Genomic DNA, 25,543 nt, shown 5'->3' with positions numbered 1-25,543 from the left:
GAATTTGCTTTTAGCGGTACTTCTGGGCGTCGTCGGAATCCGGACGGGACCCAAGGATCTGCTCTCGAATGCAATGCTTCAGGCGTTCAATGACGCTTCCCACCCCCTTGGCGCCCAGTCCGATGGCCGGCAGAGAGGCGATTTCCTTGGTGCTCATTCCTTGCCGGAAGTACAGCCAGAAAATCATGCGGTCGCGTTTTTGATCAGGCCCGGTCAAACTACGCTTCAGGTGTTCATCGATTTCATTCAATAATACTCCGAAAGCGATTTTCTCCTGGCTTCCAACCGCCTCGTTCCCGGCCTCGGGGTCGACATCGCTGGTGGAAACCTGAGGTCTGTCGCCGCCGAAAAACTGACTATGGACGTGTTTGAAATGGTCGTGAGTGGCATTGGCGGCCGTCTTCTTGAGATATCCCAAAATAGCTTCGGGATGCTGGACGGCAAAGTTCCGCAGGAGGCGGCAGCCGTCTTCCCAAAGTTTGAGGTAAGTTACTTGGACCAGGTCCTCCACCAGGGACCGAGAAGGCTCGCCCCACAGGGAGGCTGTGCGGATAATGGTGAGGGCGATGGGTTTTCCGACCCGGGAAACGAACTCCTCCCATGCCTCGTCATCACGAGTGCCGGCGCAGAGACAGACGACATCTTTCAGGGGCAGAGACGAATATCGCGTCGATCCAGGGGTGCTTGACATCTTGGAGTCGCCGAAAGGCAACGCCGTACTCATGCCCTTATACTCGGTTTGTGCCATTGCCAATTCCTGCTTTGAGATGCGCGAGGGTTTTGCGATCATCCCCACCTCGCTGGTGAATTGTGGTGATCCACGCCAGCGTCGACCGGCAGGGCGGGCCTACTGACTCGAAACTCTTGCGGCATGCCCCGGCTTCCACTAGAATTTCGCCTAAATCGCCGCCCGACCACCGGCCCACGTGCAAGCTAGGCGGCGCCACTCAAAATCGTCCTTAGCGGCTCGTTAATAATTTCCAGGTAAATTCCAAGGCAGTTCCAAAGATCGTCATGCCCCCGAAAACAAAGGTCTTGTACGAATTTGGAAAATTCCGCTGTGACCCCCGGGAACATCTCCTCCTGAGCGAGGGCAAGCCGGTTTCGCTGTCGCCGAAGTCGTTCGAGATCCTGGTCGCACTGATTCAGAGCAATGGCCGGTTGCTGACCAAGGACGAACTCATGCAGCAGGTGTGGCCTGACAGCTTTGTGGAAGAGGCCAACCTGACGGTCAATATCTCGGCCCTGCGCAAAGTGCTGGGCGAAACTCCTGGAGGGCAGCGATATATCGAGACTGTACCCAAGCGGGGATACCGTTTTATAGCGGCGGTCACGGAGCGTAAGGACGAGAGCAATCCCATCCCATCGATGCAGCCCTCCGGTGTTGAGCAGGAAGACCCGTTGCTCGCAGTTGCGACTGCAACCACCTCGCCGGCCCGGTCTCCTCGCTGGTGGCCGGCGGCGGCCGGGCTGCTGCTGGTAGCGATCCTCCTCTCCGTGGTCTTTGTCTCCCGCCGTCAACCCAAGCTCACCGACAAAGACACGGTCGTACTGGCCGACTTCGCCAACCACGCCGGCGATCCCGTCTTCGACGGCGCATTGCGGCAGGGGCTTGCCTCGCAACTGGAGCAATCGCCGTTCTTGAATCTGCTATCCGACGAGCACATCGCGCAGACCTTATCTCTCATGGCCCGGCCCAAGGACTCCCGCCTGACCCACGAACTAGCCCGCGAAGTTTGCCAGCGCACGGCAAGCGCAGCGGTTCTGGATGGGACGATCGCGCAAGTCGGCACGCAGTACCTGCTGACCCTGAAAGCGATCAACTGCTCAAACGGGGAATCGCTGGGGAGCGCGGAGGCGCGGGCCTCTGACAAGAACCATGTGCTCGACGCCTTGGGAAAGGTGGCTTCGGAAATCCGTAATAAGCTGGGCGAGTCTCTGGCCTCGGTGCAGAAGTATGACGCCCCACCGGAAAAGGTAACCACAGCATCGCTGGAGGCGCTCAAAGCCTACAGCCTCGCGTATCACGCCATGATCGTAAAGAGCGATTGGGCAGCCGCGATCCCGTTGTTCCAGCAGGCGATCAGCCTGGACCCGAATTTCGCCATGGCCCACGCCAGGCTGGGGACCAGCTATTCCAACCTTAACGAGACGGTCCGTGCAGCGGAAAGTGTCCGCCGAGCGTATGAACTGCGAGAACGCGTCAGCGAGCGGGAAAAGCTCTACATTGCCTCGCACTACGAACTTTTCGTCACCGGAAATCTGGAAGCAGCCCGCAAGGTCTACGAATTGGCCGCGCAAACTTACCCACGCGAAGCTCCGCTCAACAATCTGGGCCTCATCTACAGCCAACTGGGCGACTTCGAAAAAGCACTGGCTGCGCATGAAAACGTCTTGAGAGTGAGCGCAGGAACCGGAAACAGGTACGCGAATCTCGTAAGCGGGTATCTGCAACTCAACCGTCTGGACGACGCCAAAGCTGCGGCGCGGGAGGCGCGCGCTCACAATATTGACTCACCGGAGATTCACCTCAACCTCTATTGGGTTGCTTTTGTTCAGCACGACGCGGCGGGGATGGAGCGGGAGGCGGCGGAACTGATGGGCAAGCCGGGATACGAAGACCAAATGCTCAACCATGAATCGGACACAGCCCTTTATTTCGGGCAGCTTGCGAAGGCTCGTGTACTGACCCGGCGTGCCGTCGAGTCCGCCCAGAGAGGGGATGAAAAAGAGGCAGTAGCGCTCTACCGGGCGGAAGGCGCGATACGCGAGGCGCTGGTGGGTAATATGGATTTGGCGAAACAGCAGGCGAAAGCGGCGCTCGCGCTCTCCAACGCCAGGGACGTGGAGGCTCTGTCGGCTATCGCGCTGGAAATGGCGGGCGATTCCGCCCAGGCCATGCGCCTGGCAAGCAATTTGGGAAGGCGCTTTCCGGAAGACACGATTGTGCAATCCAACTACTTGCCTGCGATCCATGCCGCCGCTTTGCTTCGGGGCGGCGATGGCCTCAAGGCCAGCAAGACCCTCGCGGTAGCGCCTTACGAACTCGGGGGTAACCTTGAGACCCTGATTTTCGTTCTTTACCCGGTTTACTTGCGCGGCGGGGCGTATCTGGCAGCCAAGCAAGGCGCCGCTGCTGCCGCCGAGTTTCGGAAGATTCTCGATCACCCCGGCGTCGTCCGGAGTGAGCCCATCGGCGCACTCGCGCACTTGGGACTGGGCAGGGCCTACGTTCTGTCAGGAGACCAGGGCAAGGCCAGGAGCGCCTACAAAGACTTCCTAACGCTTTGGAAAGACGCCGACCCTGACATCCCCCTCCTGAAGCAAGCCAAAGCAGAATTCGTGAACCTGCACTGACTAACGGGATTGGCAGACTGAACGACGGAAACTGAGCGACTGACAGAAGCGACTGACTCCACCGCTACACATAAACTTCGGTCTTGGCGGAAGCGTGTCGGAGTCGAACCGACCCTCGGCAGCGCGAAGCTGTCGAGCACTGGTTTTGAAGACCAGGAGGATCACCGGACCCCATTCGCTTCCCTTGCGTGCAGGCGCTTTGCAGCGAGAATGGTCGTCCGCTTCGAGTGTAACCCGCGCGAGCGCGGCCTACAAAGTTGCCGGTGACGGGAGTTAGCTCGGCAAGCCTAACCCCCAGCCCCTAGTTTCCCCGCCTCTAGAAGGTGAACTTCGCCGCCAGCTGAATTCCGCGTGGCCCACCGCCTCCCAGGAATGGATTGCCGACCCCAACGTCGCCGGTGGCGGTGAGTTGGTAGGCGCCATTGCCCACCTCGCGCGTGCCGGCATTGCGGAAGCCGCATCCGCAACTGTTGAACGGATTGACGTTCGACGCCGGATCGGCGATGAACGCAGGCAGCAGCGGGCTGGAAAAATTCGGGTGGTTCAGGATGTTGAAGAACTCTACCCGGAACTGCATCGTCACTCTTTCGGTGATGGCGGTGTTCTTGTAAAGGGCCACGTCCCACTGCCGGTAAGGCGGGCCAACCAGCGCATTGCGTCCCAGGTTTCCGAAGTGGCGCGTCCCCGGCAGGCAGTCGGATGCAAAGCCCGACGATGATCCAGGCGCGACCGTGCACGGCATGGCAAACGCACTGAGGTCCAGGAAATTGCCCGGATGATGGTAGTCGTACTTGATCGGTCCCACCACATCCGGCCGGTCATATCCCTCCGCGCTCCCGCTGAAATCGTCCTCGGCATTGAAGTTCAGGGTAAAGGGCTGGCCCGTCTGCAGGGTCACCGTGCTGTCCAGGCCCCATCCGTTCTTCAGCCGCTGCATGTGTCCGCCCATGTTCGGCAGTTCGTAGGCCACGATCCAGGTGAACCGCTTGGAGATGTTGAAATTGGATGGACCATATTCACGTTGCGGGTTGGTGCTGTCCTGCGGCTGCGCCGCATTGACCACGAAATCCTCCCCGTCGCTGGAGCTGTCCAGCGATTTCGACCAGACAAAGTTTAGGTTCGAAGTGAGCCCGTGCCACGAACTCACCCGCAAGCTGGTTTGCAGCGAGTTGTAATTCGACTTTCCGGTGGACTTCTGCTGGAAAATATAGAAGGCGCCCACTCCGCCGCTCCCGAAAACACGTGGCGCTCCGAAGTCAGCAATGGTCGCCCCGGGGTCGGCGGTGCAGGGCTGGCCGATCTGCGACACGGGTGTATTGGGACAATCCGCGGCAAAAATCGCCTGCGGCGTGGGCTGGTTGATGTCATAGAAGCGGAACAGCCGGTGCCCTTGCGATCCCACGTAGCCAACCTGCAGCACGACGTTGTTGCTGAGTTGCTGCTGAATGTTGATGTTGTAATTCTCCATGTAGGGGGTCTTGATGTGCGGATCGACGGCGAAAATATCGCACTCCACCACGCTGCAGTCAGACGGGCCGTACAGCGGCACGCCCGGAGTGATGGTGGCTGACGCCGGATTGAGCGCCGCTCCCGTGATCGGTCGCAGCCCAAAGTTCCCATAGGCCGGCCCGGGCGCGTAGAACGCCGGGTAGGGAAGGTGCCCCAGGAAAATGTCCTGGGAGAAGGCGTCAAAGAACACGCCGAACCCGGCGCGCACCACGGTTTTTCCCTTGCCGGTCACGTCCCAGGCAATCCCGGCCCGAGGCGAGAAATTCTTGTAATCCGGCTGGTACAACCGCTTGAGCCCGGCACTGCCGACTTGCTGCAGCGTCCCAGTGCCGGTGTCGGTGGCCGCGTCAAAGTTGCTCACAATGAAGTTTGCGAACAGGTTGTTCTTTTCCGCGACTACGCCGCTGTAGTCCCAGCGCAAACCGTAGTTCAATGTCACCCGAGGGCTTACCCGGAATCCGTCCTGCACGTACGCGCCAAAGTTGTTCTCGTAGGTGTGACGTCGTGAGTTGCCGGAGTACTGCAGGCTGCCGAAGCCGCCGGGGGACGGCGTGCCGGCCAGGAAACTGCTCAAGTTGGAGAACTTCATTCTCCCGCGGAAATACTTGTTGAAGAATTGTTCGATGCTGGTGCGACGGTACTCAAATCCGATCTTCAGGTCGTGCTTGCCGACCTTCCAGGAAAAGTTCTCGATCGCCTGAATATTTGTGTCCACGCGCTGTCTGGGGTCGCCGGACGTAGCGCCCGGCTGCGCAAAAAAGCTGCTGGCTCCGCTCGGCGTCACCGAAACCAGCGTTATCGGCAGGCCGGAGTTATGCGCTCCAAGTCCGGAGCAGTCCGCCAGCGAGCTGGCTGCGCACAACCCGATGGAACTCGGCTGAAATTTCTCGTCTTCAGGGAAGAAGCCCTCGGCAAAACGGTTCCATCCGTAGCGCAGTTCGTTCACCTTGTTGGTTCCAAACGTGTGCACGTATGACAGCGAAACCAGCTGCACCCGCGTCGGCGTCACCGTGTTGAAGCCCGGCAATTGTCCCCCGGAGGCGGTGAGCGCGAGCGGAAACGACTGCGTGCTGTCGCCGAAGAAGTAGCGCCCGGTCAGGATATTGTTGCTGTTGAAGCTGTGGTCGATCTTGGCGATCATGCTGCTCAGGTTGTTGTAAGACGGCGTGATCAAGGAGGCGTTGGGCCCGTTCGGGCAACCTACGTCCTCTCCGCTGCCAGGCGCCGACGGTGTGCCAAACGTTCCGGGAATGTTGGGGGCGGGCCAGAATTTCAGCATCGCGGCGGTGACCGGGTTGGCGGGACCATTAGCCAGAATGTCGGCCCTGACTTGCGCCGGATCGGGGACACAGGCCAGGGTGACGGTTCCTACCCGTTCGCGCTGGCCTTCGTAATTGAAGAAGAAGAACGTCTTGTTCTCCACGATCGGTCCGCCCAGCGAACCGCCGAACTGGTTGTTGTGGAACGGCGCCTGCGGCTGGCCTTTCGTGTTGAAATAATTGCGCGCGTCCAGCGCGTTGTTTCGGAAGTACTCGAGCGCGGTCCCGTGCAGGGTATTGGTGCCGCTCTTGGTCACGATATTGACGGTCGCGCCCGCGTTGCGTCCGTATTCGGCCTCGAAGTTCGACAATACTCGCAACTCGGCGACGGCATCGATCGGCAAAATGGTCGCCGGCGTGCCAAATACTCCCGCCTCATTGATTGCCGGGTCGTTGCGATAGCCGTCGTTCATGTCGGTGCCGTCGAGCAGGAAATTGTTGGAGCGCCCGCGGGCCCCGTTCATGGAAAACACGCCGAAAGAGCCCGGCGAGTCCGTGATCTGGTCCGGCGAGCCGGCGATTCCCGGCGTCAGGAAGATCAGCTTCGTATAATCGCGCCCGTTCACCGGCAGTTCTTTGACGTCATTCGCTACCAGGGTTCCGCCGATGGTGTTGGTTGTGGTCTCGACTTGCGGTAGCGACGTGCCGGAAACTTCAACACGTTCACTCACTGCGCCGAGCTTCAGTTGCGCATCGACTCGGCGCTCGCTGGCAACGCTGACGTCGACCCGCGTAACCCAGGCCTGAAATCCTGCCTGCGAAACTGTGACCTCATAGGTTCCGATGGGCAGTTCAGGAATGCTGTAGGTGCCGTCGCTGGTGGTCTGGGTGTTGCGTTGCAGCCCGGTGGCGATGTTGCGCGCTGCCACGCTCGCTCCCGAGAGCACCGCGCCCGAAGCATCGGTAACGTTTCCCAGGATTGTTCCTCGGAAAGTCTGCGCCGACATCGATGTCACCGCGATCACTAGCAATACCAGCGTGAGTCGCAACTTCATGTTGTCTTCTCCTTGCCAAAACAAGTTGAGCACGCGCCCCGCTCGCCCTGCGACACGAGTTCGGTCTTGCCTTCCGGAGCGTTCGCAACGCAAGACTAATCATCCCTGTGTCCGCGGGATTATTCACTTCCTTGTTTAGCGTGGTCAAGTTGTTGTCGGCGGGCCAGCCGCCGCAAAAAACCAATTGCCGCGATACATGAAATGGTTCCTGCGCCAATGGCAGCTTGAATGACGCCAGAAGCCGCATATAATCGCGCCTCAAGCGCATGCACATCCTGCGACGGCCCCGCTTTTCCGAGAGCGACACCCTGCTGCGCTTCAGCCTGCTGGCGGTGATTGCCGCCTACGCCCAGACCATTCGATTCGGTTTCGTCTACGACGACTTCGGCCTGATCACCCTCAATCCCTGGCTCCAGTCCTGGTCGGGTCTGAAGCTGATCTTCACCCAGCACTCTTCCGCTTATCTCGACATCTACATGCCCGCCCGTCATTACCGGCCCATTTACCTGGCGTGGCTCTGGATGGTGCAGAACGTACTTGGACCCGCTCCCGGTTGGTTTCACCTGGCGGCCGTGCTCACCCACGTCACCGCCGTTTTGCTTGCCTATCAGCTTGCCAAGGTCTTGTTGCAGGACGAAACCGGCGCGGCCATCGCCGCCTTGTTCTTTGCGGTGCATCCGTGCAAGGTAGAGAGCGTTGCCTGGATCTCCGGGGCTTCCGAGGCGGTGCAGGCGGTCTTGGTCTTCGCCACGCTGCTGGCCTATGTTCGCGCGCGCACGGTGTTCGGACCGCGCTGGCCCTGGCTGGTTCTGTCGGCTTCCTGTTTTGCCGCTGCTTTGTTGACCAAGGAAACCTCTCTGGTAGTGCCCTTCATTGTCATCGCCTACGAAGTCTGGATTGCCGGCAATCAAGAGGCGCGCGCCGCGCGACGGTTTCTTCCCGTGGCCGTGTTCGTCGCCGTGGTGGCCGCTTACATCGTGCTGCGCACCGCCGTGCTGCACGGCGCCGGGGATACCGCGATTCCGAGATCGTTTGCGCGCGTACTGTTCACCGCGCCCTTGGCGTTCTGGTTGTTTGTCCGGCAAATCGTGTTCCCCTACCGGCTCAGCGCGTTTTACCCGCTGCTCGACATTACCCATTTCTCGATGGCATACGTGTTTCTTCCCGCCGCCGCGCTGCTCATCGCCGCGGTCCTGTACTGGCGTTGGTCGCGTCATTCGCCGGTATTGAAATTTGCCGCCGCTTGGTTCGCCCTCACCCTGCTTCCCATCGTCGGCGAGTTCAGCTGGATACAACTGCACGACCGGCACCTCTACCTTCCCTCCTTCGGGATCGCGCTGATGGTCGCGGTTGGCTTACGGCGTCTGGCTGCATGGGCGGGCTGGCCGGAACATGCGCCCGCAATTGCTGCCGTGATCCTGGCGGTAGTCGCGGCTGTCATTTCTGCCCGCGAGACGCGGGTCTGGGACAATGAACTCTCGGTCTTCGAACGCGCCTACTCGGTTGCTCCCGGCAATCCTGACGCCGTCACCACTCTGGCCGATGCCTACGCCGCCGCGGGTTCGCCTGACAAGGCGGCGGCCACGCTGCAGGCAGCCGTGCAGCGCTACCCGAAATCGGTTCTGCTCAACAGCGCTCTCGCCCGCCAGTTTTACTCCCGCGGCGAGTACGAATCGGCGCGGCCTTACTTGATGCGCGTGGTCTCCATGGGAGCCGATAACAACATTCGCTCCACCGCGTTGTACGAACTCGGGATGATCGAGTGGAAGGATGGAAATCGCGAACTTGCGCAACAGCACGTGCGCGAAGCCATCCGCTTGGCGCCGCATATTGACGGCTATCATCGCGTATTAGCCACTATGCAGCGCGCCAGCGCAGTCAAAGCGGACAGGACCAACCACTAGCCTCTCCGTTCCGAACAGATGAACTGCGGGTGCCCACTCAACACGCTCTGGCTTGAGGGAGAATCACCGTTCGGTGTGGCGTATAATCCGCGCCGCCATGCACTATCGAGCCATCGGCAAAGTTGCCTGCCCTCACTGTCACAATGCTTGGGTAATCGATACAGACAGCAGTGAGCCGGGATTTATCGACGCGAAAAGCGAAGCGGAAGCGGCCGAGAGGTTCCGGTTAATCCATCGGCTCTGCCCAACCTGTTTAAAGACCGGAACCCCGGTCGCAGTAGCGTTTGACGGCTACATCCGCGTCGAAAGCCGGAGTGGCTTTCCGAACAAGTGACGTCGGCCGCTTTGATGCAATGGCATTGCTACAGCCCGAGCATGCCCTTTTTCAAATCTTCATTTGGCGGCTTCGGCCCCAGCCACACCGACAACAGCATTGGGCCGAAGGCGGGAGCGGCAATCGTCACCTTCTCCTTGCCGTTGATGACGAGGGTCGTGCCGCCGCCGGGGACGCAAGTGAAGACCATTTGGTCGCCTTCCTTGACCGCTTCGAGCGCGCCGAGCAATCGGTCGATGTCGGCCTTGAGGGCCTTCCTTGCCTCCGGTGCATTGTTGTTGAACGATTGGTCGAAGGCATCCGCCATCTGGTTCTTGCTGGCGCCGTGCAAAAACTGCATCACGATCCGCTTCGGTACCTCGGCCTTGATGATGGCATCCGCATCAGCCGACTTCTGCTCAACATAGAGCCCCGCAACGTAGACCTTCACTACGAACTTCTTTCGCACTCCCAATCCATTGAGCACCAGGCTTCTGTCCCCGACCTGTACCGTGTCCGGCAGGGTCACTCCGGCCAGCGTGCCGGCGTATACATCGACGATCGATGCCACTGCGAACACAAGAACGGCAAGCGATTTGGCGAGTCTGTGCATCAGGACCTCCCGTGCCATCTGCAATTTCAGATCTTCTGTTCCGCCTGGCGCAACGCGGCAGTTTCGGCTCGATCCCCATCCGCACTTTGAAAGTCTCCAGTGCGAGCGTGATTGCCGTATAGGGCCTCGATTTGCATGCGATACCGCTGTTCGATCGCCCGGCGCCGCATCTTCATCGAGGGCGTAAGTTGGCCGTCAGCGATGGTGAACTCGTCGGACACCAGCAAGAAGTTCTTAATGGTTTCGTATTGCGCCAGAGTCTTGTTGACCTCGGCCACGATCCCCGCGTACAAGGCTTGCACGACGGGATGAGCCACAAGCTGCTGCCGGCTTCCGTAGTTCATCGCCTGGGCTCGCGCCCACTCTTCCAGCGCGGCAAACTCTGGTGCGAGCACCGCCGAAGCAAACTTTCGGCCGTCCGCGACTACGGCTGCATAGGCCACCATCGAACTGCTGGCCAGCTTCATTTCGATGGCTTGCGGGCTGATGAACTTGCCACCTGAGGTCTTCTGCAAATCTTTCTTTCGATCCGTAATCGTCAGGAACCCATCAGCATCAAGATCGCCGATGTCCCCGGTTTTGAACCACCCGCCCTCAAACGCGTCGTAGGTTTCTTCCGGCTTGTTCCAGTAGCCTTGGAACACCGACGGGCCACGCACCAGGATTTCCCCGTCAGCAGCGATCTTGCATTCCAGGTTCGTCAGTGGCTTGCCGACGGTGCCGAGCCGGTGGGCCTGCGGACTGTTAATGGCGATCACGGGCGATGTTTCTGTCAGCCCGTAGCCTTCATGTATGCGGATGCCTATGTCGGCGAACCAGCCGGCCAGATCGCGACCCAGGGGTGCGCCCCCGGATACAAAGACGCGCGCCCGCCCTCCCATCGCCTTGCGGATCTTTGAATACAGGAGAGCATTCGCCAGTTTCCAAATCGGCGATGCCGGCTTTTTGCCCGCCAGTATTTCGGACCGATGGGCATGGCCAACACGCAGCCCCCAGTCGTAGACTTTCCGCTTGAATCCCGCGGCGGCCTGATGGCGCACCCTGTCCCGAAGCTTTTCGTAAACTCGGGGGACTCCCACGAAGATGGTGGGGCGGACCTCGGCCATGTATTGCGGCATTAATAGGAAGGACGGACAGTAGGCGATGGTCACGCCGCAATGGAACAACACATAGTCGAGGTGGCGGGCGGTCACGTGCGACAGCGGCAGAAACGAGATGCCAACCTGGCCGGGCCCCAAATCGAAGTACTCCCGGGCATAGAAGAGGTTTGATGCCAGGTTTCCGTGGGTAAGCATTACCCCCTTGGGAATCCCGGTTGTGCCTGAGGTGTACACAATCGTGGCCAGGTCGTCGGGCCCAATCGCCTTGCCGCGTGCCTCCATTTCAGCATCGCTTCCGCTATCTGGGTCCGCCATCAGGCGCTGCATCGGGATCGCCCCGGGAATCCCGACCTCATCCATCACCACCACCTTCTCAATCGCGGTGCGATGTTGGATTGCCAGCACCTTATTAAGCTGCTCGACGGTCGAAACAAAGGCGAGGCGTGCTCCTGAATCTTGAAGAATTACCAGGGTCTGCTCTTCGGTCAGCGTGGGATAAATGGGAACGTCGGCCGCCCCCAGCAACATGGTGGCAAAATCGGCAACCGCCCACTCCGGCCGGTTCTCGCTGAGAATGGCAACGCGATCGCCGCGGCTGATTCCCAAGCCGGCCAGCGATCGCGCTGTCCCTATCACGTTCCGGTACAGCTCGCGCGAGGAGATGGGTACCCAGTTCGCAGCCTGCTTGTAGAGCATGACCCGGTCAAGGTCGCGCTCCACGGCCGAGAAAAAGACGTCATTGATGGTTTGAGTCACGGCTTTTCAGTCCTTAAGGCGTACTGAAACCACTTCCGATTTCCAGCAGCGAAGGACGACGGCGACTGGCGCCTCCGGCTCAATACTTGCTCATGATGTTCCTTCCAAAGCCGAACTTGGTGGTCACCGAGAACCGCACCGAGTTACGGGGGCCGGTCAGGGTTTGGGCAAAAAAGTTGTAGCGGGCCAAGTCCACGGTGGCACGAAGCCCGAAGTTCGGGTGGATCTCCCAGGTAGCCCCGCCGCCGAAGCCATAAAACACCGAGGTGTCAGCCGACGACAACTTCCCATTCAGCAGGCCCATGATGACCGGTGTGGCGTAGGGGCTGGAGAGCTTTTCCGGATGGGTCTGAAACTTCGCGTGCAGCAGGCCGAGTGCGGGGCGTACGAAGAGCGTCACCTTTCTAAAATGCCGGTAATTCAGTTGCGGTCCCATCTGATACGTATACGTCGAAGTGGTGAAAGGAACTCCTCCCGCGACAGACATGAACAAGGGTTTCGGGAGCGCCCCTAGCTTCGCCTGCGTTGCCGCGTTGAGGTATTGCGGCATCAGCGTAGTGCCGCCAGTGAAGGCGCTGAAATCGAAACCCATCGACAGCCAGGGGCGATAGTTCGTAGCAAGGTCAAGATTGAATCCGCGTTGCGCCAGGTTCAGGGATGGCGTGGCGAGGTAGGAAGGACCAGCGATGAGAGAGAATTGCGTGATTTCGCGTTGTTGTGAAAAACAGGTGAGCGTTGTTAACACCAGAACAGCAAGGACGCAGAAAAACCGATGCCGCATAAAAATCTCCTTGCGAGCAATTGCTATTACCGCTGCAGAAGAATGCTAGGACTGAACGGGCGAAATTTCCGTAATTTCGCCCGCATTTATTCTTCGGAAGGGTTCCGTTTTCGGGAAGCGGAACAGATGTGCGGGTGGCAGGGTGGCCCCCATTTGCGAGTCCGGCGAGCTGATGTGCGGAAGTTCCTGGTGAGTGGCCCCCCTCCGCCTGGGTTTGGCGAATTTGGGGGGATACGGTTTCTGAAGCTCTTTTAACGGTTCGCGAGTCTAATGCTTCATTGGTCCTGCGTACACCAGCCGCCTCTCGGGCCGCCGTGCACCTGGGTCAGCTCTGCCATTACAATTCTGACCATAGAATTCAAGGAGGCACATGATGAGTCTCAAGATTGGCGATGTCGCCCCGGATTTCGAGGCCCAAACCACTGAGGGCAAGATCAGGTTCCACGATTGGATCGGCGATTCCTGGGCTGTTCTTTTCTCCCACCCCAAAGATTTCACCCCCATTTGCACCACCGAACTTGGCTACATGGCCAGGATCAAGCCCGAATTCGACAGGCGCAACACCAAGATCATCGGGCTCAGCGTTGATCCCGTGGACAATCACGCCAAGTGGGCCAAGGACATCAAGGAAACCCAGGGATTCGCACCCAACTATCCCATGATCGGCGACACCGACCTGAAAATTTCCAAGCAGTACGGCATGCTGCCGGCTTCCGTCGAGGGCTCTTGTGAGGGCCGCACCGCCGCCGACAATATGACCGTGCGCAACGTTTTCGTCGTCGGTCCTGACAAGAAGATCAAGCTCATCCTGGTTTATCCCATGACCACCGGCCGTAACTTCGACGAAGTGTTGCGCGTCATCGACTCCCTTCAGTTGACGGCCAAGCACAAGGTCGCCACTCCGGCAAACTGGAAGCAGGGCGAGGACGTGATCATCTCCGGCTCCGTCAGCAACGACGAGGCGAAGAAGATTTTCGGCGAATGGAAAGAGCCGCGTCCCTACATCCGCATCGTGCCGCAGCCCAAGGAAACGGCCAGCAAGAAGTCGGCTTGAAATTCAATCGTCAGTCGCCGTCTCAAAGGCGGCGACTGACCCACCACTTCGAACGTCCAGGACATGCCCGCAACGCCACGACGTTTTCAGTACGTTCAGTTGGATGTTTTCACCTCGCGCCCCCTGGAGGGCAACGCGCTCGCCGTCTTCACCGACGCGCGCGGCCTCAGCGACCGCGAAATGCAGGCCCTGGCCCGTGAGACCAACCTGTGCGAGACCACATTCGTGCTGCCTCGCGACAGCGCCACCGAGCGCGAGCGCGGTCACCGCGTCCGCATCTTCACCGTCCAGGAAGAACTCCCCTTCGCCGGTCACCCCACGCTCGGCACTGCCACAGTCCTTCACGGCGCTACTGGCGCCAGCGTCGTTGAACTGGATCTCAACGTGGGTAAGATTGCGGTGAGCTTTACCGACGGCTCCGAGGGCACTGCCTTCGGCGAGATGCGGCAGCGCGATCCCGAACTAGGCTTCCGTCACTCCCGCGAGGACGTGGCCCGGGTCACCGGGCTAAAGATCGATGAGATTGCCGACGACGTCCCGATCCAGACCGTTTCGACCGGCCTGGCATTCACCATCGTGCCGGTGCGCACCCTGGCCTCGATGCGCGCCCTGCATCCAGACTTGAAAGCCGCCTCGCAATACCTGGAAGCCAGCCAGGGAAAGTTTTTTTACTTCGTCAGCCGCGAAACCGAGGACAACTCCGCCCGCCTCCACGCCCGCATGATCTTTTATAATGGAGACGATCCCGCTACCGGCTCGGCCGCCGGCTGCACTGCGGCCTGGATGGTCGCGCATGGCGTCGTCAAGCCGGAAGAGCGCGCGCTTATCGAGCAGGGAATCGAAACCAGGAGACCGAGCCGGATCTTCGTGCGCGCCGGGCGCGACGGTGACCGGATCGTTAATGTGCGCGTCGGTGGAAATTCTGTGGAGGTAATTCGCGGCGAAGTGTTTCTCTGAGGGTCACGTCATCGCGATGCGCTCCAGCGCGGAATTTCACCTTATAGGAAAGTATTTTTCTTTTCACTAGGCCATCTTCCTATTATCTTTGGCGCTACTTTACAGCGAACGTGTTCGACCGTACGATGCGCGCACGTTTGTTTTTCGCCCCATTGGATAAAATTTCTCGGATTCTTTACGCCCGGGCGCGCGCGCGAGCGATGCCCGTTGTAATTTTCACTGCCGTTCGGAAAGGGCCATGAAACCTAAGCGAACTATCCTCTGCGTCGACGACAACGAACAGTCTCTCTCCATCCGCAAGGTCATGCTCGAAACCCGCGGCTACCGCGTCATCACCTGCAACAACGGCCTGGAAGCTTTGGACGTCTTCCGCCAAGGCGGCATTGACCTGATCCTCTCCGATCTCATCATGCCCGGCCTGGATGGCCATAAGTTGATTGAAGAAGTGAAAAAGATTTCACCCCAGACCCCCGCCATTCTTTTTTCCGGCAAGGTGAAGATCTACGAGCGTGATCTGCGGGCCGACGTTTTTCTTCCCAAGGGCATGTATGCCCCGGTGGAACTGCTGGAGCGCATTCGCCTGCTGCTGATCCGGAAGCGCGGCCCCAAGCGCGTGCTGCCGTTCACCATGGCCGCCGTCGGCAGGCCGCCGGGCGTGGCCGCCTCATAGCTCAATTCCGCCATCTTGCGAGCGGCGCGGCCGGACTGGCTTCGCCGCTTTTTGTTACTATCTACTTTCGTTCATGCGCCGCACGTCGCTGGAGAATCCCACCTTCTACATCACGCCCGCTTTTGGCTGGCTCTGACTTCTTGCTTGCGAAGGAACCATGCTCGTCTATTTTCTCCGCCACGCTTCCGCCGGTCAGCACAAAACTGATCCCGCGAAGGATGAAAAACGTCCCCTCGATCGCGAAGGGGTCGAGCAGTGTGGCTGCGTCGGCCGCGCCCTCTCCCTGCTGCAAACACGCCCTGATGTCATCATCTCCAGCCCCTTGAAGCGCGCCACGCAAACCGCTTCCATCGTGGCCAACCAGATTGCCTATGAGGGCAAGATTGTTATCGATCCCGCGCTTGGCCCCGAGGCCGCCTTTGCGCAATTCCGCAACCTGCTGACGCGATACTCCAACCAGGAAGCCATCATGGTGGTCGGTCACAACCCGAATCTCAGCGAATTTGTCGGCCGCTTGATCGGCGGCGGGAGCCGCGCCGGGATTGATTTGAAAAAGGCCGGGGTCGCGCGCGTGGAAGTTTCCCAGCACCGCGGCGTGCTGAACTGGTGTCTCACGCCCAAGGTGCTGCGGGCTTTGACCGAATCTCGGCCTCCGGAGTTGCGCCCTAAGCCCGCAAGTAAGCCTAAGCCCGCAAAAAAGTAGATCGTAGCTCTACGCGGCGCTGCCGCGACGCCCGGAGTTGACCGCGACGTTCATGGTCTCCTCGTCGAAACTCCAGCCCGGCAACGAGCCGCGTCCTTCCAGCTTTGCGGCCATCGAGCGCAGCTCGCGGGCCACCCGCTTGGCGCCGAATTCGCATACTGCCAGCTTCACGGTCACGGTGACGCCGTCGAGCGAATCGCGGGCATTCATCTGCTTCAGCAGCCAGTTTCGAATTGCTAGTCGCACGCTTCCACCTGTTAAGAAGGAATGAATGACTGCAAAACCTTACACGGGCATCTACTCACACTCAAGCAATGACCCTGGAATTTTTCCTGCGCCCGCCCATTGGAACTAAGGTGAATCTCGGCGCCCTGCGCCGGCGGCCATCCGGGCTTTTGCATTCTGCTTCCCGGCGTCCTCTGCGGCCACGGGCGGCGAAAGAATTCAACGCGCTTCCGCCTGCAAGTCGCGCCCAAAGACGGCGCGAAAATATGCCCGCTCTCTCTTCACCGCCCACAGCTCCAGGTCCACTCCGGCCGCGCGACGTTCGGCCAGCCGCAACACAACTTGGCTGTTCCGCGTCCGCACCTGCACTGCGCTGACCGCGCGCCGCCGGCTCTGGTTCAACGCCCGTGCCAGACGCAGCAGAGCCACCGCCTTGGGCACGTTTTCGCGGTCCTCCGGCTCCAGCGACCTCATCAGCTTGTCGCCTGGCAATGGCAGGGCGTTTCCCAGGTAGCGCGTGACTACCGCCATCACCCGCCTTTGCGCAGGCGTGTAGCCAAGGATTTCCGAGTTCGCAATCAGGTAGTGCGCGTGCCGGTGCCATCCCATGCGGTTCACGTAGGCGCCGATTTCGTGCAGGATCGCCGCTCCCGACAGCCACTCCTGGTACTCCGGCGGCAAACGGTGCACCGATTTCAATCCCGTCAGCAATTGCATGGCGAGTGCGCGCACATGCTGCGCCTGTTCCATGTTTACCCGGTAGCGCTTGGCCATGGCCAGCAGCGCGTTCCAGCGTTCCGACTCCAGTTGCTGCGTGCGTTTGGCCGTGCGCGAATAGTCCGCCGTCATCTGTGCCAGCAGCCCGTCGCGCAGACCGAGGTCGGAGTAGCGGAAGCCGCCCAGGTCGCAGCGCTGCAGCAGTTCGGCATACGCCGTCGCGCCGGCGATGATAATTTCCCCGCGCCGCGTCCCGATTCCCGGGATCTTGATCCGCTGCGCATAACTCATCTTGCTCAGCTTCTCTGCCAGGCGCACCACCGCCCGCGTCGCTACCTTGTTTTCTCTTCCTGGATGTTTGAGCAGCGAAGGCGCGCTGGTCGCCAGCGCTGCCGCCGTCCCCGAGGTCGCGATCACCGCCTGCACGTGCGCCGCCGCAATCCGGCGCGCCACCCGTTGCACCTCCTCGGCGATGTAACTGCGCAGCCGTTGCAACTCGTAATCCCGCGGCGGATCCTGGTGCAAAAAATCTTGCGTCAGGCGCACCGCTCCCAGCGGCAGGCTCACAGTTTCGCGGATACGATGGCGCGCCGAAATCGTCAGCTCGCAGCTTCCCCCGCCCAGGTCGATCAGCAGCAGCGGCGACGCGGTCACCCGCATGTTGCTGATGATGCCAAGGTGGATCAGCCGCGCTTCTTCAATGCCGGAGATCACTTCCACACGCCAGCCGGTGCGCATGTGTACCCAGTCGATAAAGGCGCGGGAGTTACGCGCGTCGCGCAACGCGCTCGTGGCCACTACCCTCGTATGCGCGTGGCCATGCAGTTGCACCGCCTTGTGGAAGCGGCGCAGCACTTTCACGGTTTGCGCCATCGCCGACGGCGCCAGCATGCCGGTTTGGAAAACCGACTCGCCGAGTCGCACCACCTCGCGGTCCTCGTGCACCGTCTGCAATCGCTGCCGCACCAGGCGCGCGATTTTCAGCCGTACCGAGTTCGCTCCGATGTCAACCGCCGCGAAGGTGGTCATGAGAGAGGTTCGACAATGCTGAGGTTAACCTAAACGGGCTAACGGCCAACGGCCTATGGCTAGCGGCTAGACGCTTACGCCACTTGCGCTCGACTCGCGCCCGCGGCTGTTGCCATCGCTTTGCGCGGACTTAGCGAAGCTCGCTGCGCCCGTGCTTCCTTCAGCATCTTTCGGTGCTGGGCCAGCAACGATCGCCGCGCATCCTGGCACACTCGGCAGGCCGCGACGAATTTCGCATCGGTGACGTTGCGCAGTGCCGTAACCAGTCCGCTCCCCGGCGGGCGCGAGAATAGAGATTCTGCGCTTTCGGTCAGGGTCAACCAATCGTGCCAGTCGCCGATGGCGTCCTGGATCTGCTTCAGCGGTTCCACCACTCGCTTCGCTTCCGCCGTGCTCCCGCCAATTTCTGCCAGGTATCGTATGCGCTTGCAGCGCGTGCGGTAGGCGTGCAGGTTTTCCGTCGTCAAGCTGCCCATCTGGCGCGAAAGGCTGGAAAACCCTCGCAACGATGCTGCCACCGGATCACCGTACGCGCGTTCTCGGCTTCTCTCGGCGCTGATGGATTGCCTCCAGCGGCGCAACCCCTTCCGGACCTTCCGTACAACTTTCTCATCGAGCGCTTCCACCAGTGCTAGTTCGCGCTTGCCGCGCATCTCGCTCAGCGTCTGCATCAGCGCCGCTTTGCGTTCCTGCTCGCGTTTAATGTTCAGCTTTCGCAGTGCGACCATCTGCACGTCTACATCGCGGATCGCGCCCGCCAGCCGCCGCAACCGCTTCAGTCGCTTGCGCAGCTTGCGCTGCCGCGCGTCGGCATCATCGCCCAGGGTTTCCAGCAGTGCCTCCAAACGTCGTGCGCTGGTGCGTATCTGGTGCACCCGTTCCGCAGGCAGTTTCGCGTCTCGCATTGCCAGGGCCCGGTCCAGCTTTTTTATGAGTGCGAGCGATCTTCTGTTATCGATTGCCATGGTGTTGTTCGCCGGACCAGGAAGTGCGCATCAACGGGAACAAAATCCTACTCGAAACGTCGCCGCGTTTCACCTTACTGGGAAGCGTTACCGCATTATCGGACATTGGCCCCGAAGCTGCCCGCCCCGGCCCCGTCCGCTAAGGCGTAACTCTTTATCCCTCAACGCATCTCACTCAGTAATGAGAAATAACGTTGCTATCATCTTTTTACTGCTGATTTTGGCAATTCCGGCCGTCGCGGCCGAACCTGCCGCCAACGTCGCGCCAGTCCCGGTCGTGATTGAGCTCTTTACATCGGAGGGCTGCTCCAGTTGCCCGCCCGCCGACGCCCTGCTCATGAGCCTGGATCGCAATTCCGTTCCCGGCGCGGAGATCATCGCGCTCGGCGAGCACGTCGATTACTGGGACGGACTGGGATGGAAGGATCGCTTTTCCTCGGCGGAATACACGCGTCGCCAGGAGAGCTATGCGGCGCAATTCCGCATCGACTCGCCTTACACACCGCAGATGGTGATCAACGGCCGCACCGAATTCGTCGGTAACGATAGCTCGCGCGCCGCGCGCGTCATCCAGGATGCCGTGCGTACCCACCCTACCCTGCCATCTTTGTTGATCCGCCCTCACGGCGAGGCAGTGGACATCGCCATCGAAAACGCTGGTTCGCATCGGCTGGACGTCATTTTGGCCGTCACCGAGTCGGACTTAAGTACCCAGGTCGGACGCGGCGAAAACCACGGACGCCTGCTGCGCCACACCGCCGTCGTCCGCGAATTGCGCAAAATAGGGAAGATCTCGTCCGGACAGTTCACCGCACGCCAGCAACTCACGTTGAAACCCGACTGGCGCCGTGAGAACCTCCGCGCCGTCGTTTTCCTCCAGGATCCCTCGACCCTGGAAATCACCGCCGCCGCGCAAACCGCCTTGAAATAGCTGGGTGTCCGCCGGTTTTAGCTGGGCGCGGTCAGAGAGAGTGTGAGCGCAGCGAGCCCGAGCGCAGCGGGCCCGGCAGGATGTGCTAGCCGCGCAAGCCACGGGAGATACCCATCGGACCGTCGTCCTCCGCAGCGAGGGGCCAGTGCGAGCGTAGCGAGCCCGGCACGCTGTGCTAGCCCAAGGCGCAAGCCTTGGGCTAGCGATGCCCATCGAACCCAGCCCGAGCCGCAGGCGAGGCCGGCATGATTTTCCGGAGGCCGTCAGCCCGACCTCCCTAGAAAGGAAAATTAGGGCACGGCGGATACTCGACTAACCTTGTTGCTTTCCCCGGCTAATAACCCTCCAACCTCAATCGCTGCTTGAAAAAATCCCCCATCTCGCCTTTAATGCAACTAATTCCAATCCCATGTCGGGCGCGCAACCGCAAGTTCCTGTCAAACCGCCTTTGTCCGCCACCGAGAAGGAACGCCTTTTCGTCGCCGCGCGCGAGGTGTTGACCCGCGCGTACGCTCCGTATTCGAAGTTTCGCGTCGGCGCTGCTGTGCTCTCTGCTTCCGGCGCCATCTATGTCGGCTGCAATGTCGAGAACGCGTCCTACGGTCTGACCATTTGCGCGGAACGCTCCGCCATCTCCGCCGGCATCGCCGCCGAAGGGCCCTCGTTCCGAATTCGCGCCGTGGTCGTGTTCAATGGCAACGACGCCCCCTGCTCCCCCTGCGGTGCCTGTCGCCAGGTCATCTTCGAGTTCGGCCCCGAGGCCGACGTCATCTTCCAGGGCCGCCCCGGTCTTGAGCATTCCACCGCACGTGCTCTGCTCCCGGCGGGATTCAAGCTGTGACCGCTGGCTCTCACGGCCCCGGGGCCGCCAGCCGCGCCCGCAGCGTGCGCGTCGTGGACGTCATTCGCCGCAAGCGTGATGGCGGCGAACTCACGCGCGACGAGATCAACTATCTCATCTCCGCCTACACTACCGGTGCCATTCCCGACTACCAGATTGCCGCGCTGCTGATGGCGATCCTGCTCAAGGGCACCACCGCCGCCGAACTCACCGCGCTTACCGAGGCGATGCTCCACTCCGGCCAGGTGCTCGATCTCTCCGACATTCCCGGACGCAAAGTCGACAAACATTCCACCGGTGGCGTCGGCGACAAGACCTCCCTGGTCATCGCGCCGGTGGTTGCCGCCGCCGGGGTCGTCGTCCCCATGATCAGCGGACGCGGCCTTGGTCACACCGGCGGCACGCTTGACAAGCTGGAGTCCATCCCCGGCTTCAACGTCAACCTGTCGCTCGAGGAATTCCGCCGCGTGCTCCGCGAATGCGGTTGCGCGCTCATTGGGCAGACCGCCGAAATCGCGCCTGCCGACAAGAAGCTCTACGCCCTCCGCGACGTCACCGGCACCGTCGAGAGCCCGGCCCTGATTTGCGGCTCCATCATGAGCAAGAAACTGGCGGAGGGAATTGACGCGCTGGTGCTTGACGTCAAGACCGGCTCCGGCGCCTTCATGAAGCGCGAGGAAGATGCGATCCGTCTCGCCGAGTTGATGGTCGAGACCGGCCGCCGCATGGGCAAGCGCATGGTCGCGCTCATCACCGACATGAACCAACCCCTTGGCAACGCCGTCGGCAATGCCATGGAAGTGCAGGAGTGCGTCGACATACTTTCCGGCAAGGGCCCGGAAGACCTCGCGAAAATCTGTCTCGAACTTGCGGGCTGGATGCTGTACCTCGGGGAGAGCGTTCCCGACGTCGAAGCCGGCCGCACGCTGGCGGCGCAGACCATCGTCAGCGGCGCCGCGCTGGCCAAGTTTGGCGAAATCATCACCCTGCAGGGCGGGAACCCGTCCGTGCTCCGTTTTCGCGATCGCCTGCCGCACGCCCTGCACCAGATCGAGATTCCCAGCCCGGCCGCCGGTTACGTCAGCTCCATCATGTGCGAGCAGGTGGGGACTGCCTGCGTCGTGCTCGGTGGTGGCCGCGAGAGGAAGGAAGATGCGGTCGATCCCGCCGTTGGAATCATGGTCCACAAGAAGTTAGGAGATGCGGTCGCCCAAGGCGAAGCGCTTTGTACGGTGCATTACAATGCCGACGCGCGACTGGACGAGGCGCGCCGCCTGTTGCTTTCCGCGTACACGATTTCGTCGCAGCCTCCGGCCGCGCTGCCAACGCTGGTTCATCGCGTGATCGGGGAGTAGGGAAGGGCACGACTTTAGTCGTACCGCAAAGCGTTGTTGAAGGATGTGTCGTTCCGAGCGGGCTTTAGCCCGCGAGGAATCTGCTTTGCGCTGAACTCGCTACCAGAAACTAGCAAGCAGAAACTGGAACCTCATGTATCGCTTCGTCGGCATTCTCGGACTGCTCTCCATGCTGGGGCTGGCTTTCGCCTTCTCCACCTCCCGCCGCTCCATCCGCCTCAAGACCCTGGGCTGGGGCGTCGGCTTGCAGTTCCTGTTCGCCTTCCTGGTGCTGCGCTTTGACGCCGGCCGCTCCGCGCTCGCCAAGGCCGGCGCCGGGGTCACCCGTTTCCTCGACTTCTCTTTTGCCGGCTCGTCCTTCATCTTCGGTGAAATCGGGAAGAAGCAGTCGAATTTCGGTTTCAGCTTCGCCTTCCAGGTGCTGCCCACCATCATCTTCGTCTCGGCATTTTTCGCCGTGCTCTATCACTTCGGCATCATGCAGTTCATCATCAAGCAATTTGCCAAGGTGATGAAGCTCATGGGCGCCAGCGGCGCCGAATCGCTCGACGTTGCCGCCAGCATCTTCATGGGCCAGACCGAAGCGCCCCTCACCATCCGCCCCTTCCTCCCCTCGCTCACCCGCTCGGAACTGATGACCATCATGACCGCCGGCATGGCCCACGTTTCCGGCGGCATCATGGGCGCCTATGTCCTGTACGGCATCGAGGCCAAGCACCTGCTCAGCGCCGTCATCATGACCGCTCCCGGCACCATTCTCATGGCCAAGATGCTGGTCCCGGAAACCGAAACTCCGCTCACTGGCGAGCGCAATCCTCCCGGCGCTGAAACTGCCGCCGCCACCGCCGAGATCGATAACGTCGACATGCACAAGGATGAAAACGTCCTCGGCGCCATTGCCCGCGGCACCATCGACGGCCTCCACCTGGCGCTCAATGTCGCCGCCATGCTGATCTCGTTTCTCGCCCTCATTGCGCTCGTCAACGCCATCTTCGGCGGCATTCACAATCACTGGGCAAGTTGGTTTCCTGCCAGCCTGGAAAGCGTGTTTGGCGTCATCTTCGCGCCGGTAGCGTTTGTCATTGGCATCCCCTGGCGCGACTGCGCCGCCGTCGGCAACCTGCTCGGCACCCGCATGGTGATCAACGAATTGGTCGCCTTTGCCAACCTCGGCCAGATGAAGGCTGCCCTCGACCCCCGTTCCTTCACCATCGCCACCTTCGCCCTCTGCGGATTTGCAAACTTCAGCTCCATTGGTATACAGATTGGCGGCATCAGCGCCTTGGCGCCTAACCGCCGCTCCGACTTGGCAAGGCTTGGGCTCCGTGCCATGCTCGCCGGCACCATGGCCAACCTGATGTCCGCCTCGATTGTGGGAATTTTGATGAAATGAGGGAGGTCGTTTACCCAGTTGTCGTGAGTCGTTGGCCAAGACCGCATTGCGAACGATCAACGACCAACCGCCATTGACCGTCGACCGTCGACCCTTATGAAACCTGCCGCCGAACCAACTCGCCAGCTCATTGACGACTTTGCCCGCGCCGGAGAGACCGCCGACTTCCTGCGCAAGCAGACCAAGGTCTATCCCAAGGTTGCCCTCGTTCTCGGCTCTGGCCTGGGATCTTTCGCCGACCAGCTTACCGGCGCGGTTCGCATCCCTTATACCGACATCCCGCACTTCCCCAAGCCCACCGCCGAAGGCCATGCCGGCAAGCTGGTCATCGGCACGCTTGGCACCGTGCCTGTCGCCTGCATGCAGGGACGCGTCCATTTGTACGAAGGTCACACTGTCCGCGACGTAGTTTTCCCGGTGCGCGCGCTCGGCCGTTTCGGCATCAAGGGCCTGATCCTGACCAACGCCGCCGGCGGCATCAATGAGAGCTATACCCAGGGCTGCCTCGTCGTCCTCAAGGACCACATCAACCTGCAGGGCGTGAACCCGCTCATTGGTCCCAACGAAGAGCGCTTCGGACCCCGCTTCCTCGACATGACCCATGCTTACTTCCGGCCGTATCGCCAGATTACGCTCGACCACGGCAAGCGCCTCGGCATCGACATCTTCGAGGGTGTCTACGCCGCCTGCTACGGCCCCATGTATGAAACCCCGGCGGAGATCCGCTTCCTGCGCACCATCGGCGCTGATGTCGTGGGGATGTCCACCGTCGCCGAGGTGATCGCCGCGCGCCACGTGGGCATGCGCGTGCTTGCCATCTCGTGCGTAACCAACATGGCCGCGGGTATCCTGGATCAGCCGATCGACCATCTGGAAGTGCTGGCAACCGGCGAGCGCGTGAAAGCGAAATTCATGCAGTTGCTGGAATCGGTCCTGCCGCAAGTGGAGGACCTGGCGGCGTCGTAAACGAACTGGCAGCCTCACTCCGAGCGTAACGAGGAATCTGTTTTAACACAGGTACTCAGGTACTTTTTAGATGAGCACCCACATCATTGCCATAGGCGGCCCCTCCTGCGCCGGCAAGACCGAGTTGGCAAAGTTCCTTGGCCGCCAGCTCAACGCCCCCATTCTCCCCATCGACGCCTACTATCGCGACCTCGCCTTTCTTCCTCTCGAATCGCGCAGCAAGTTCAATTTCGACATCCCGGAATCGGTCGACCACACCCTCCTGCGCGAGCACCTCACCGCCCTGGCCGCCGGTACTCCCATCCAGCGTCCGGTGTATGACTTTACTGTTCACACCCGTTCCGGCATTCGTGAAACCGTTACTCCCGGCGATTTCCTCATCGTCGAGGGCCTGTTCGCTTTGCATTGGGAAGATCTGCGGGCCTTAATGAAGACTAAGGTCTATATCGATGCGCCCGACAGCGTCTGCCTCTCTCGCCGCCAGGTCCGCGACGTCCTGGAGCGCGGGCGCACCGCCGAGTCCGCCCACAAGCAGTACGTGGAAACCGTGCGCCCCATGGCCGATCTTTATGTCCGTCCCACTCGCGCTTTTGCCGACATTGTCGTCTCCGGCGAAAACCCGACCACGAAGATCGGCGCCGAGATTATCGCCCGCGTTAAACTCCCCCAGCCCGCCACCATGCCCACCACCGGGGCAACTTCTTCTTAGCATCCCCGCCTGACCATTCACTTTGGTGGGTATTGCTCGTTTTGCCTACAATCTTTTGTATTTTTCCAAGCATTAAATTTCAAAAACAGAATTGGCCCCGTCCCCTGTTTCCAAAAACTCTTTATTCCTAAGCTCCCGCTGGTAGAGAACTCTGGATACGAACGTGCAATGAAAGTTCCTCCCGAAAGAAAATTTGAAGATCCCAGCGACCTGTTCCTACTACGGCTTTATCACCTCCACTTGGCTCTGGCCACGAGTGGGCCTCGACCGTTGTCGTTCGCTGTCGGCATGAGATTTTGATGGAAGTTTTGTTTTGCAATCGGTAACTCACGTGATATCTTTCGCGCCAAGTTTCCCTCTGGTTTCAAATTCCGGAATTCC

Annotated in this window: 20 protein-coding genes and 1 tRNA gene; 12 read left to right on the top strand and 9 right to left on the bottom strand. The window is 60.6% G+C overall.

All coding sequences use genetic code 11. From position 1 onward, the window contains the following. Positions 1-10 precede the first annotated feature (10 nt). Complete coding sequence (locus tag VFI82_17215) at positions 11-748, bottom strand: sigma-70 family RNA polymerase sigma factor (protein HET7186424.1); 738 nt, start codon at positions 746-748, stop codon at positions 11-13. Between the two features lie 266 nt (positions 749-1,014). On the opposite strand from VFI82_17215, the gene VFI82_17210 reads away from it, so the two are divergent. Further along, positions 1,015-3,357, top strand: coding sequence for a winged helix-turn-helix domain-containing protein (locus VFI82_17210; protein HET7186423.1), 2,343 nt, complete (start codon positions 1,015-1,017; stop codon positions 3,355-3,357). 84 nt (positions 3,358-3,441) lie between these two features. On the opposite strand, the gene VFI82_17205 is transcribed toward VFI82_17210, so the two are convergent. Beyond that, positions 3,442-3,540 (bottom strand) — tRNA-Sec (locus tag VFI82_17205). A gap of 133 nt (positions 3,541-3,673) precedes the next feature. Then, positions 3,674-7,180 carry a TonB-dependent receptor gene (locus VFI82_17200; protein ID HET7186422.1) on the bottom strand — a complete coding sequence of 1,169 codons (3,507 nt, stop codon included), beginning with the start codon at positions 7,178-7,180 and terminating at the stop codon, positions 3,674-3,676. Positions 7,181-7,446: 266 nt separating this feature from the next. On the opposite strand from VFI82_17200, the gene VFI82_17195 reads away from it, so the two are divergent. After that, positions 7,447-9,084: a tetratricopeptide repeat protein gene (locus VFI82_17195; protein ID HET7186421.1), complete on the top strand. Its 1,638-nt coding sequence runs from the start codon at positions 7,447-7,449 to the stop codon at positions 9,082-9,084. Positions 9,085-9,446: 362 nt separating this feature from the next. Here VFI82_17195 and VFI82_17190 read toward each other — a convergent pair whose 3' ends face one another. The 3 genes from VFI82_17190 to VFI82_17180 form a co-directional block, all read right to left on the bottom strand. Beyond that, positions 9,447-10,010, bottom strand: coding sequence for a chalcone isomerase family protein (locus VFI82_17190; protein HET7186420.1), 564 nt, complete (start codon positions 10,008-10,010; stop codon positions 9,447-9,449). A gap of 26 nt (positions 10,011-10,036) precedes the next feature. Continuing rightward, positions 10,037-11,866: a long-chain fatty acid--CoA ligase gene (locus VFI82_17185; GenBank protein HET7186419.1), complete on the bottom strand. Its 1,830-nt coding sequence runs from the start codon at positions 11,864-11,866 to the stop codon at positions 10,037-10,039. 79 nt (positions 11,867-11,945) lie between these two features. Next, a complete protein-coding gene (locus VFI82_17180; protein HET7186418.1) occupies positions 11,946-12,647 on the bottom strand; it encodes a hypothetical protein in 702 nt (233 codons plus the stop codon). 373 nt (positions 12,648-13,020) lie between these two features. On the opposite strand from VFI82_17180, the gene VFI82_17175 reads away from it, so the two are divergent. The 4 genes from VFI82_17175 to sixA all read left to right on the top strand — a co-directional run bounded on the left by VFI82_17175 (position 13,021) and on the right by sixA (position 16,031). Continuing rightward, entirely contained in the window at positions 13,021-13,701 is a 681-nt protein-coding gene (locus tag VFI82_17175; protein HET7186417.1) for a peroxiredoxin, read from the top strand. Between the two features lie 63 nt (positions 13,702-13,764). Continuing rightward, positions 13,765-14,658: a PhzF family phenazine biosynthesis protein gene (locus VFI82_17170; protein ID HET7186416.1), complete on the top strand. Its 894-nt coding sequence runs from the start codon at positions 13,765-13,767 to the stop codon at positions 14,656-14,658. A gap of 238 nt (positions 14,659-14,896) precedes the next feature. Beyond that, a complete protein-coding gene (locus VFI82_17165; protein ID HET7186415.1) occupies positions 14,897-15,328 on the top strand; it encodes a response regulator in 432 nt (143 codons plus the stop codon). A 157-nt stretch (positions 15,329-15,485) separates the two neighbouring features. Further along, positions 15,486-16,031 (top strand): phosphohistidine phosphatase SixA, encoded by a 546-nt coding sequence (sixA, locus tag VFI82_17160; protein HET7186414.1) that lies wholly within the window; start codon positions 15,486-15,488, stop codon positions 16,029-16,031. 9 nt (positions 16,032-16,040) lie between these two features. On the opposite strand, the gene VFI82_17155 is transcribed toward sixA, so the two are convergent. From VFI82_17155 to VFI82_17145, 3 genes are all read right to left on the bottom strand, one after another. Then, a complete protein-coding gene (locus VFI82_17155) occupies positions 16,041-16,277 on the bottom strand; it encodes a hypothetical protein (protein ID HET7186413.1) in 237 nt (78 codons plus the stop codon). Between the two features lie 198 nt (positions 16,278-16,475). After that, complete coding sequence (locus tag VFI82_17150; GenBank protein HET7186412.1) at positions 16,476-18,002, bottom strand: Ppx/GppA phosphatase family protein; 1,527 nt, start codon at positions 18,000-18,002, stop codon at positions 16,476-16,478. 74 nt (positions 18,003-18,076) lie between these two features. After that, on the bottom strand, positions 18,077-18,967 hold the full coding sequence (locus VFI82_17145) for a CHAD domain-containing protein (protein ID HET7186411.1): 891 nt from the start codon (positions 18,965-18,967) through the stop codon (positions 18,077-18,079). A 181-nt stretch (positions 18,968-19,148) separates the two neighbouring features. On the opposite strand from VFI82_17145, the gene VFI82_17140 reads away from it, so the two are divergent. The 6 genes from VFI82_17140 (at position 19,149) to udk (ending at position 25,162) form a co-directional block, all read left to right on the top strand. Next, a complete protein-coding gene (locus tag VFI82_17140; protein HET7186410.1) occupies positions 19,149-19,898 on the top strand; it encodes a DUF1223 domain-containing protein in 750 nt (249 codons plus the stop codon). Positions 19,899-20,307: 409 nt separating this feature from the next. Further along, on the top strand, positions 20,308-20,739 hold the full coding sequence (gene cdd / locus VFI82_17135; GenBank protein ID HET7186409.1) for a cytidine deaminase: 432 nt from the start codon (positions 20,308-20,310) through the stop codon (positions 20,737-20,739). Then, the gene (locus VFI82_17130; protein ID HET7186408.1) at positions 20,736-22,094 is read left to right on the top strand and encodes a thymidine phosphorylase; all 1,359 of its coding nucleotides are present in this window, start codon (positions 20,736-20,738) and stop codon (positions 22,092-22,094) included. The genes cdd and VFI82_17130 overlap by 4 nt, the downstream gene beginning before the upstream one ends. Before the next feature lie 133 nt (positions 22,095-22,227). Next, positions 22,228-23,487 carry a nucleoside transporter C-terminal domain-containing protein gene (locus VFI82_17125; protein HET7186407.1) on the top strand — a complete coding sequence of 420 codons (1,260 nt, stop codon included), beginning with the start codon at positions 22,228-22,230 and terminating at the stop codon, positions 23,485-23,487. A 96-nt stretch (positions 23,488-23,583) separates the two neighbouring features. After that, a complete protein-coding gene (locus VFI82_17120) occupies positions 23,584-24,453 on the top strand; it encodes a purine-nucleoside phosphorylase (protein HET7186406.1) in 870 nt (289 codons plus the stop codon). Between the two features lie 70 nt (positions 24,454-24,523). Continuing rightward, positions 24,524-25,162, top strand: a complete 639-nt coding sequence (gene udk, locus VFI82_17115; protein ID HET7186405.1) for a uridine kinase — start codon at positions 24,524-24,526, stop codon at positions 25,160-25,162. Positions 25,163-25,543: the final 381 nt, after the last annotated feature.

This window comes from Terriglobales bacterium, from assembly GCA_035691485.1.
Taxonomy (GTDB): domain Bacteria; phylum Acidobacteriota; class Terriglobia; order Terriglobales; family Acidobacteriaceae; genus JAIQGF01.
The sequence above is the reverse complement of the archived record's forward strand: the minus strand, read 5'-3'. Positions and strand labels throughout refer to the sequence as shown.

What these genes read in the sequence shown, in the direction of transcription:
- VFI82_17120 (HET7186406.1), top strand. Translation starts at nt 23,584, where the DNA reads ATGAAACCTGCCGCCGAACCAACTCGCCAGCTCATTGACGACTTTGCC.
- VFI82_17200 (HET7186422.1), bottom strand. Translation starts at nt 7,180, where the DNA reads ATGAAGTTGCGACTCACGCTGGTATTGCTAGTGATCGCGGTGACATCG.
- VFI82_17210 (HET7186423.1), top strand. Translation starts at nt 1,015, where the DNA reads ATGCCCCCGAAAACAAAGGTCTTGTACGAATTTGGAAAATTCCGCTGT.
- udk (HET7186405.1), top strand. Translation starts at nt 24,524, where the DNA reads ATGAGCACCCACATCATTGCCATAGGCGGCCCCTCCTGCGCCGGCAAG.
- VFI82_17145 (HET7186411.1), bottom strand. Translation starts at nt 18,967, where the DNA reads ATGGCAATCGATAACAGAAGATCGCTCGCACTCATAAAAAAGCTGGAC.
- VFI82_17125 (HET7186407.1), top strand. Translation starts at nt 22,228, where the DNA reads ATGTATCGCTTCGTCGGCATTCTCGGACTGCTCTCCATGCTGGGGCTG.
- VFI82_17165 (HET7186415.1), top strand. Translation starts at nt 14,897, where the DNA reads ATGAAACCTAAGCGAACTATCCTCTGCGTCGACGACAACGAACAGTCT.
- cdd (HET7186409.1), top strand. Translation starts at nt 20,308, where the DNA reads ATGTCGGGCGCGCAACCGCAAGTTCCTGTCAAACCGCCTTTGTCCGCC.
- VFI82_17195 (HET7186421.1), top strand. Translation starts at nt 7,447, where the DNA reads ATGCACATCCTGCGACGGCCCCGCTTTTCCGAGAGCGACACCCTGCTG.
- VFI82_17150 (HET7186412.1), bottom strand. Translation starts at nt 18,002, where the DNA reads ATGACCACCTTCGCGGCGGTTGACATCGGAGCGAACTCGGTACGGCTG.
- VFI82_17215 (HET7186424.1), bottom strand. Translation starts at nt 748, where the DNA reads ATGGCACAAACCGAGTATAAGGGCATGAGTACGGCGTTGCCTTTCGGC.
- VFI82_17140 (HET7186410.1), top strand. Translation starts at nt 19,149, where the DNA reads ATGAGAAATAACGTTGCTATCATCTTTTTACTGCTGATTTTGGCAATT.
- VFI82_17170 (HET7186416.1), top strand. Translation starts at nt 13,765, where the DNA reads ATGCCCGCAACGCCACGACGTTTTCAGTACGTTCAGTTGGATGTTTTC.
- VFI82_17175 (HET7186417.1), top strand. Translation starts at nt 13,021, where the DNA reads ATGAGTCTCAAGATTGGCGATGTCGCCCCGGATTTCGAGGCCCAAACC.
- sixA (HET7186414.1), top strand. Translation starts at nt 15,486, where the DNA reads ATGCTCGTCTATTTTCTCCGCCACGCTTCCGCCGGTCAGCACAAAACT.
- VFI82_17190 (HET7186420.1), bottom strand. Translation starts at nt 10,010, where the DNA reads ATGCACAGACTCGCCAAATCGCTTGCCGTTCTTGTGTTCGCAGTGGCA.
- VFI82_17180 (HET7186418.1), bottom strand. Translation starts at nt 12,647, where the DNA reads ATGCGGCATCGGTTTTTCTGCGTCCTTGCTGTTCTGGTGTTAACAACG.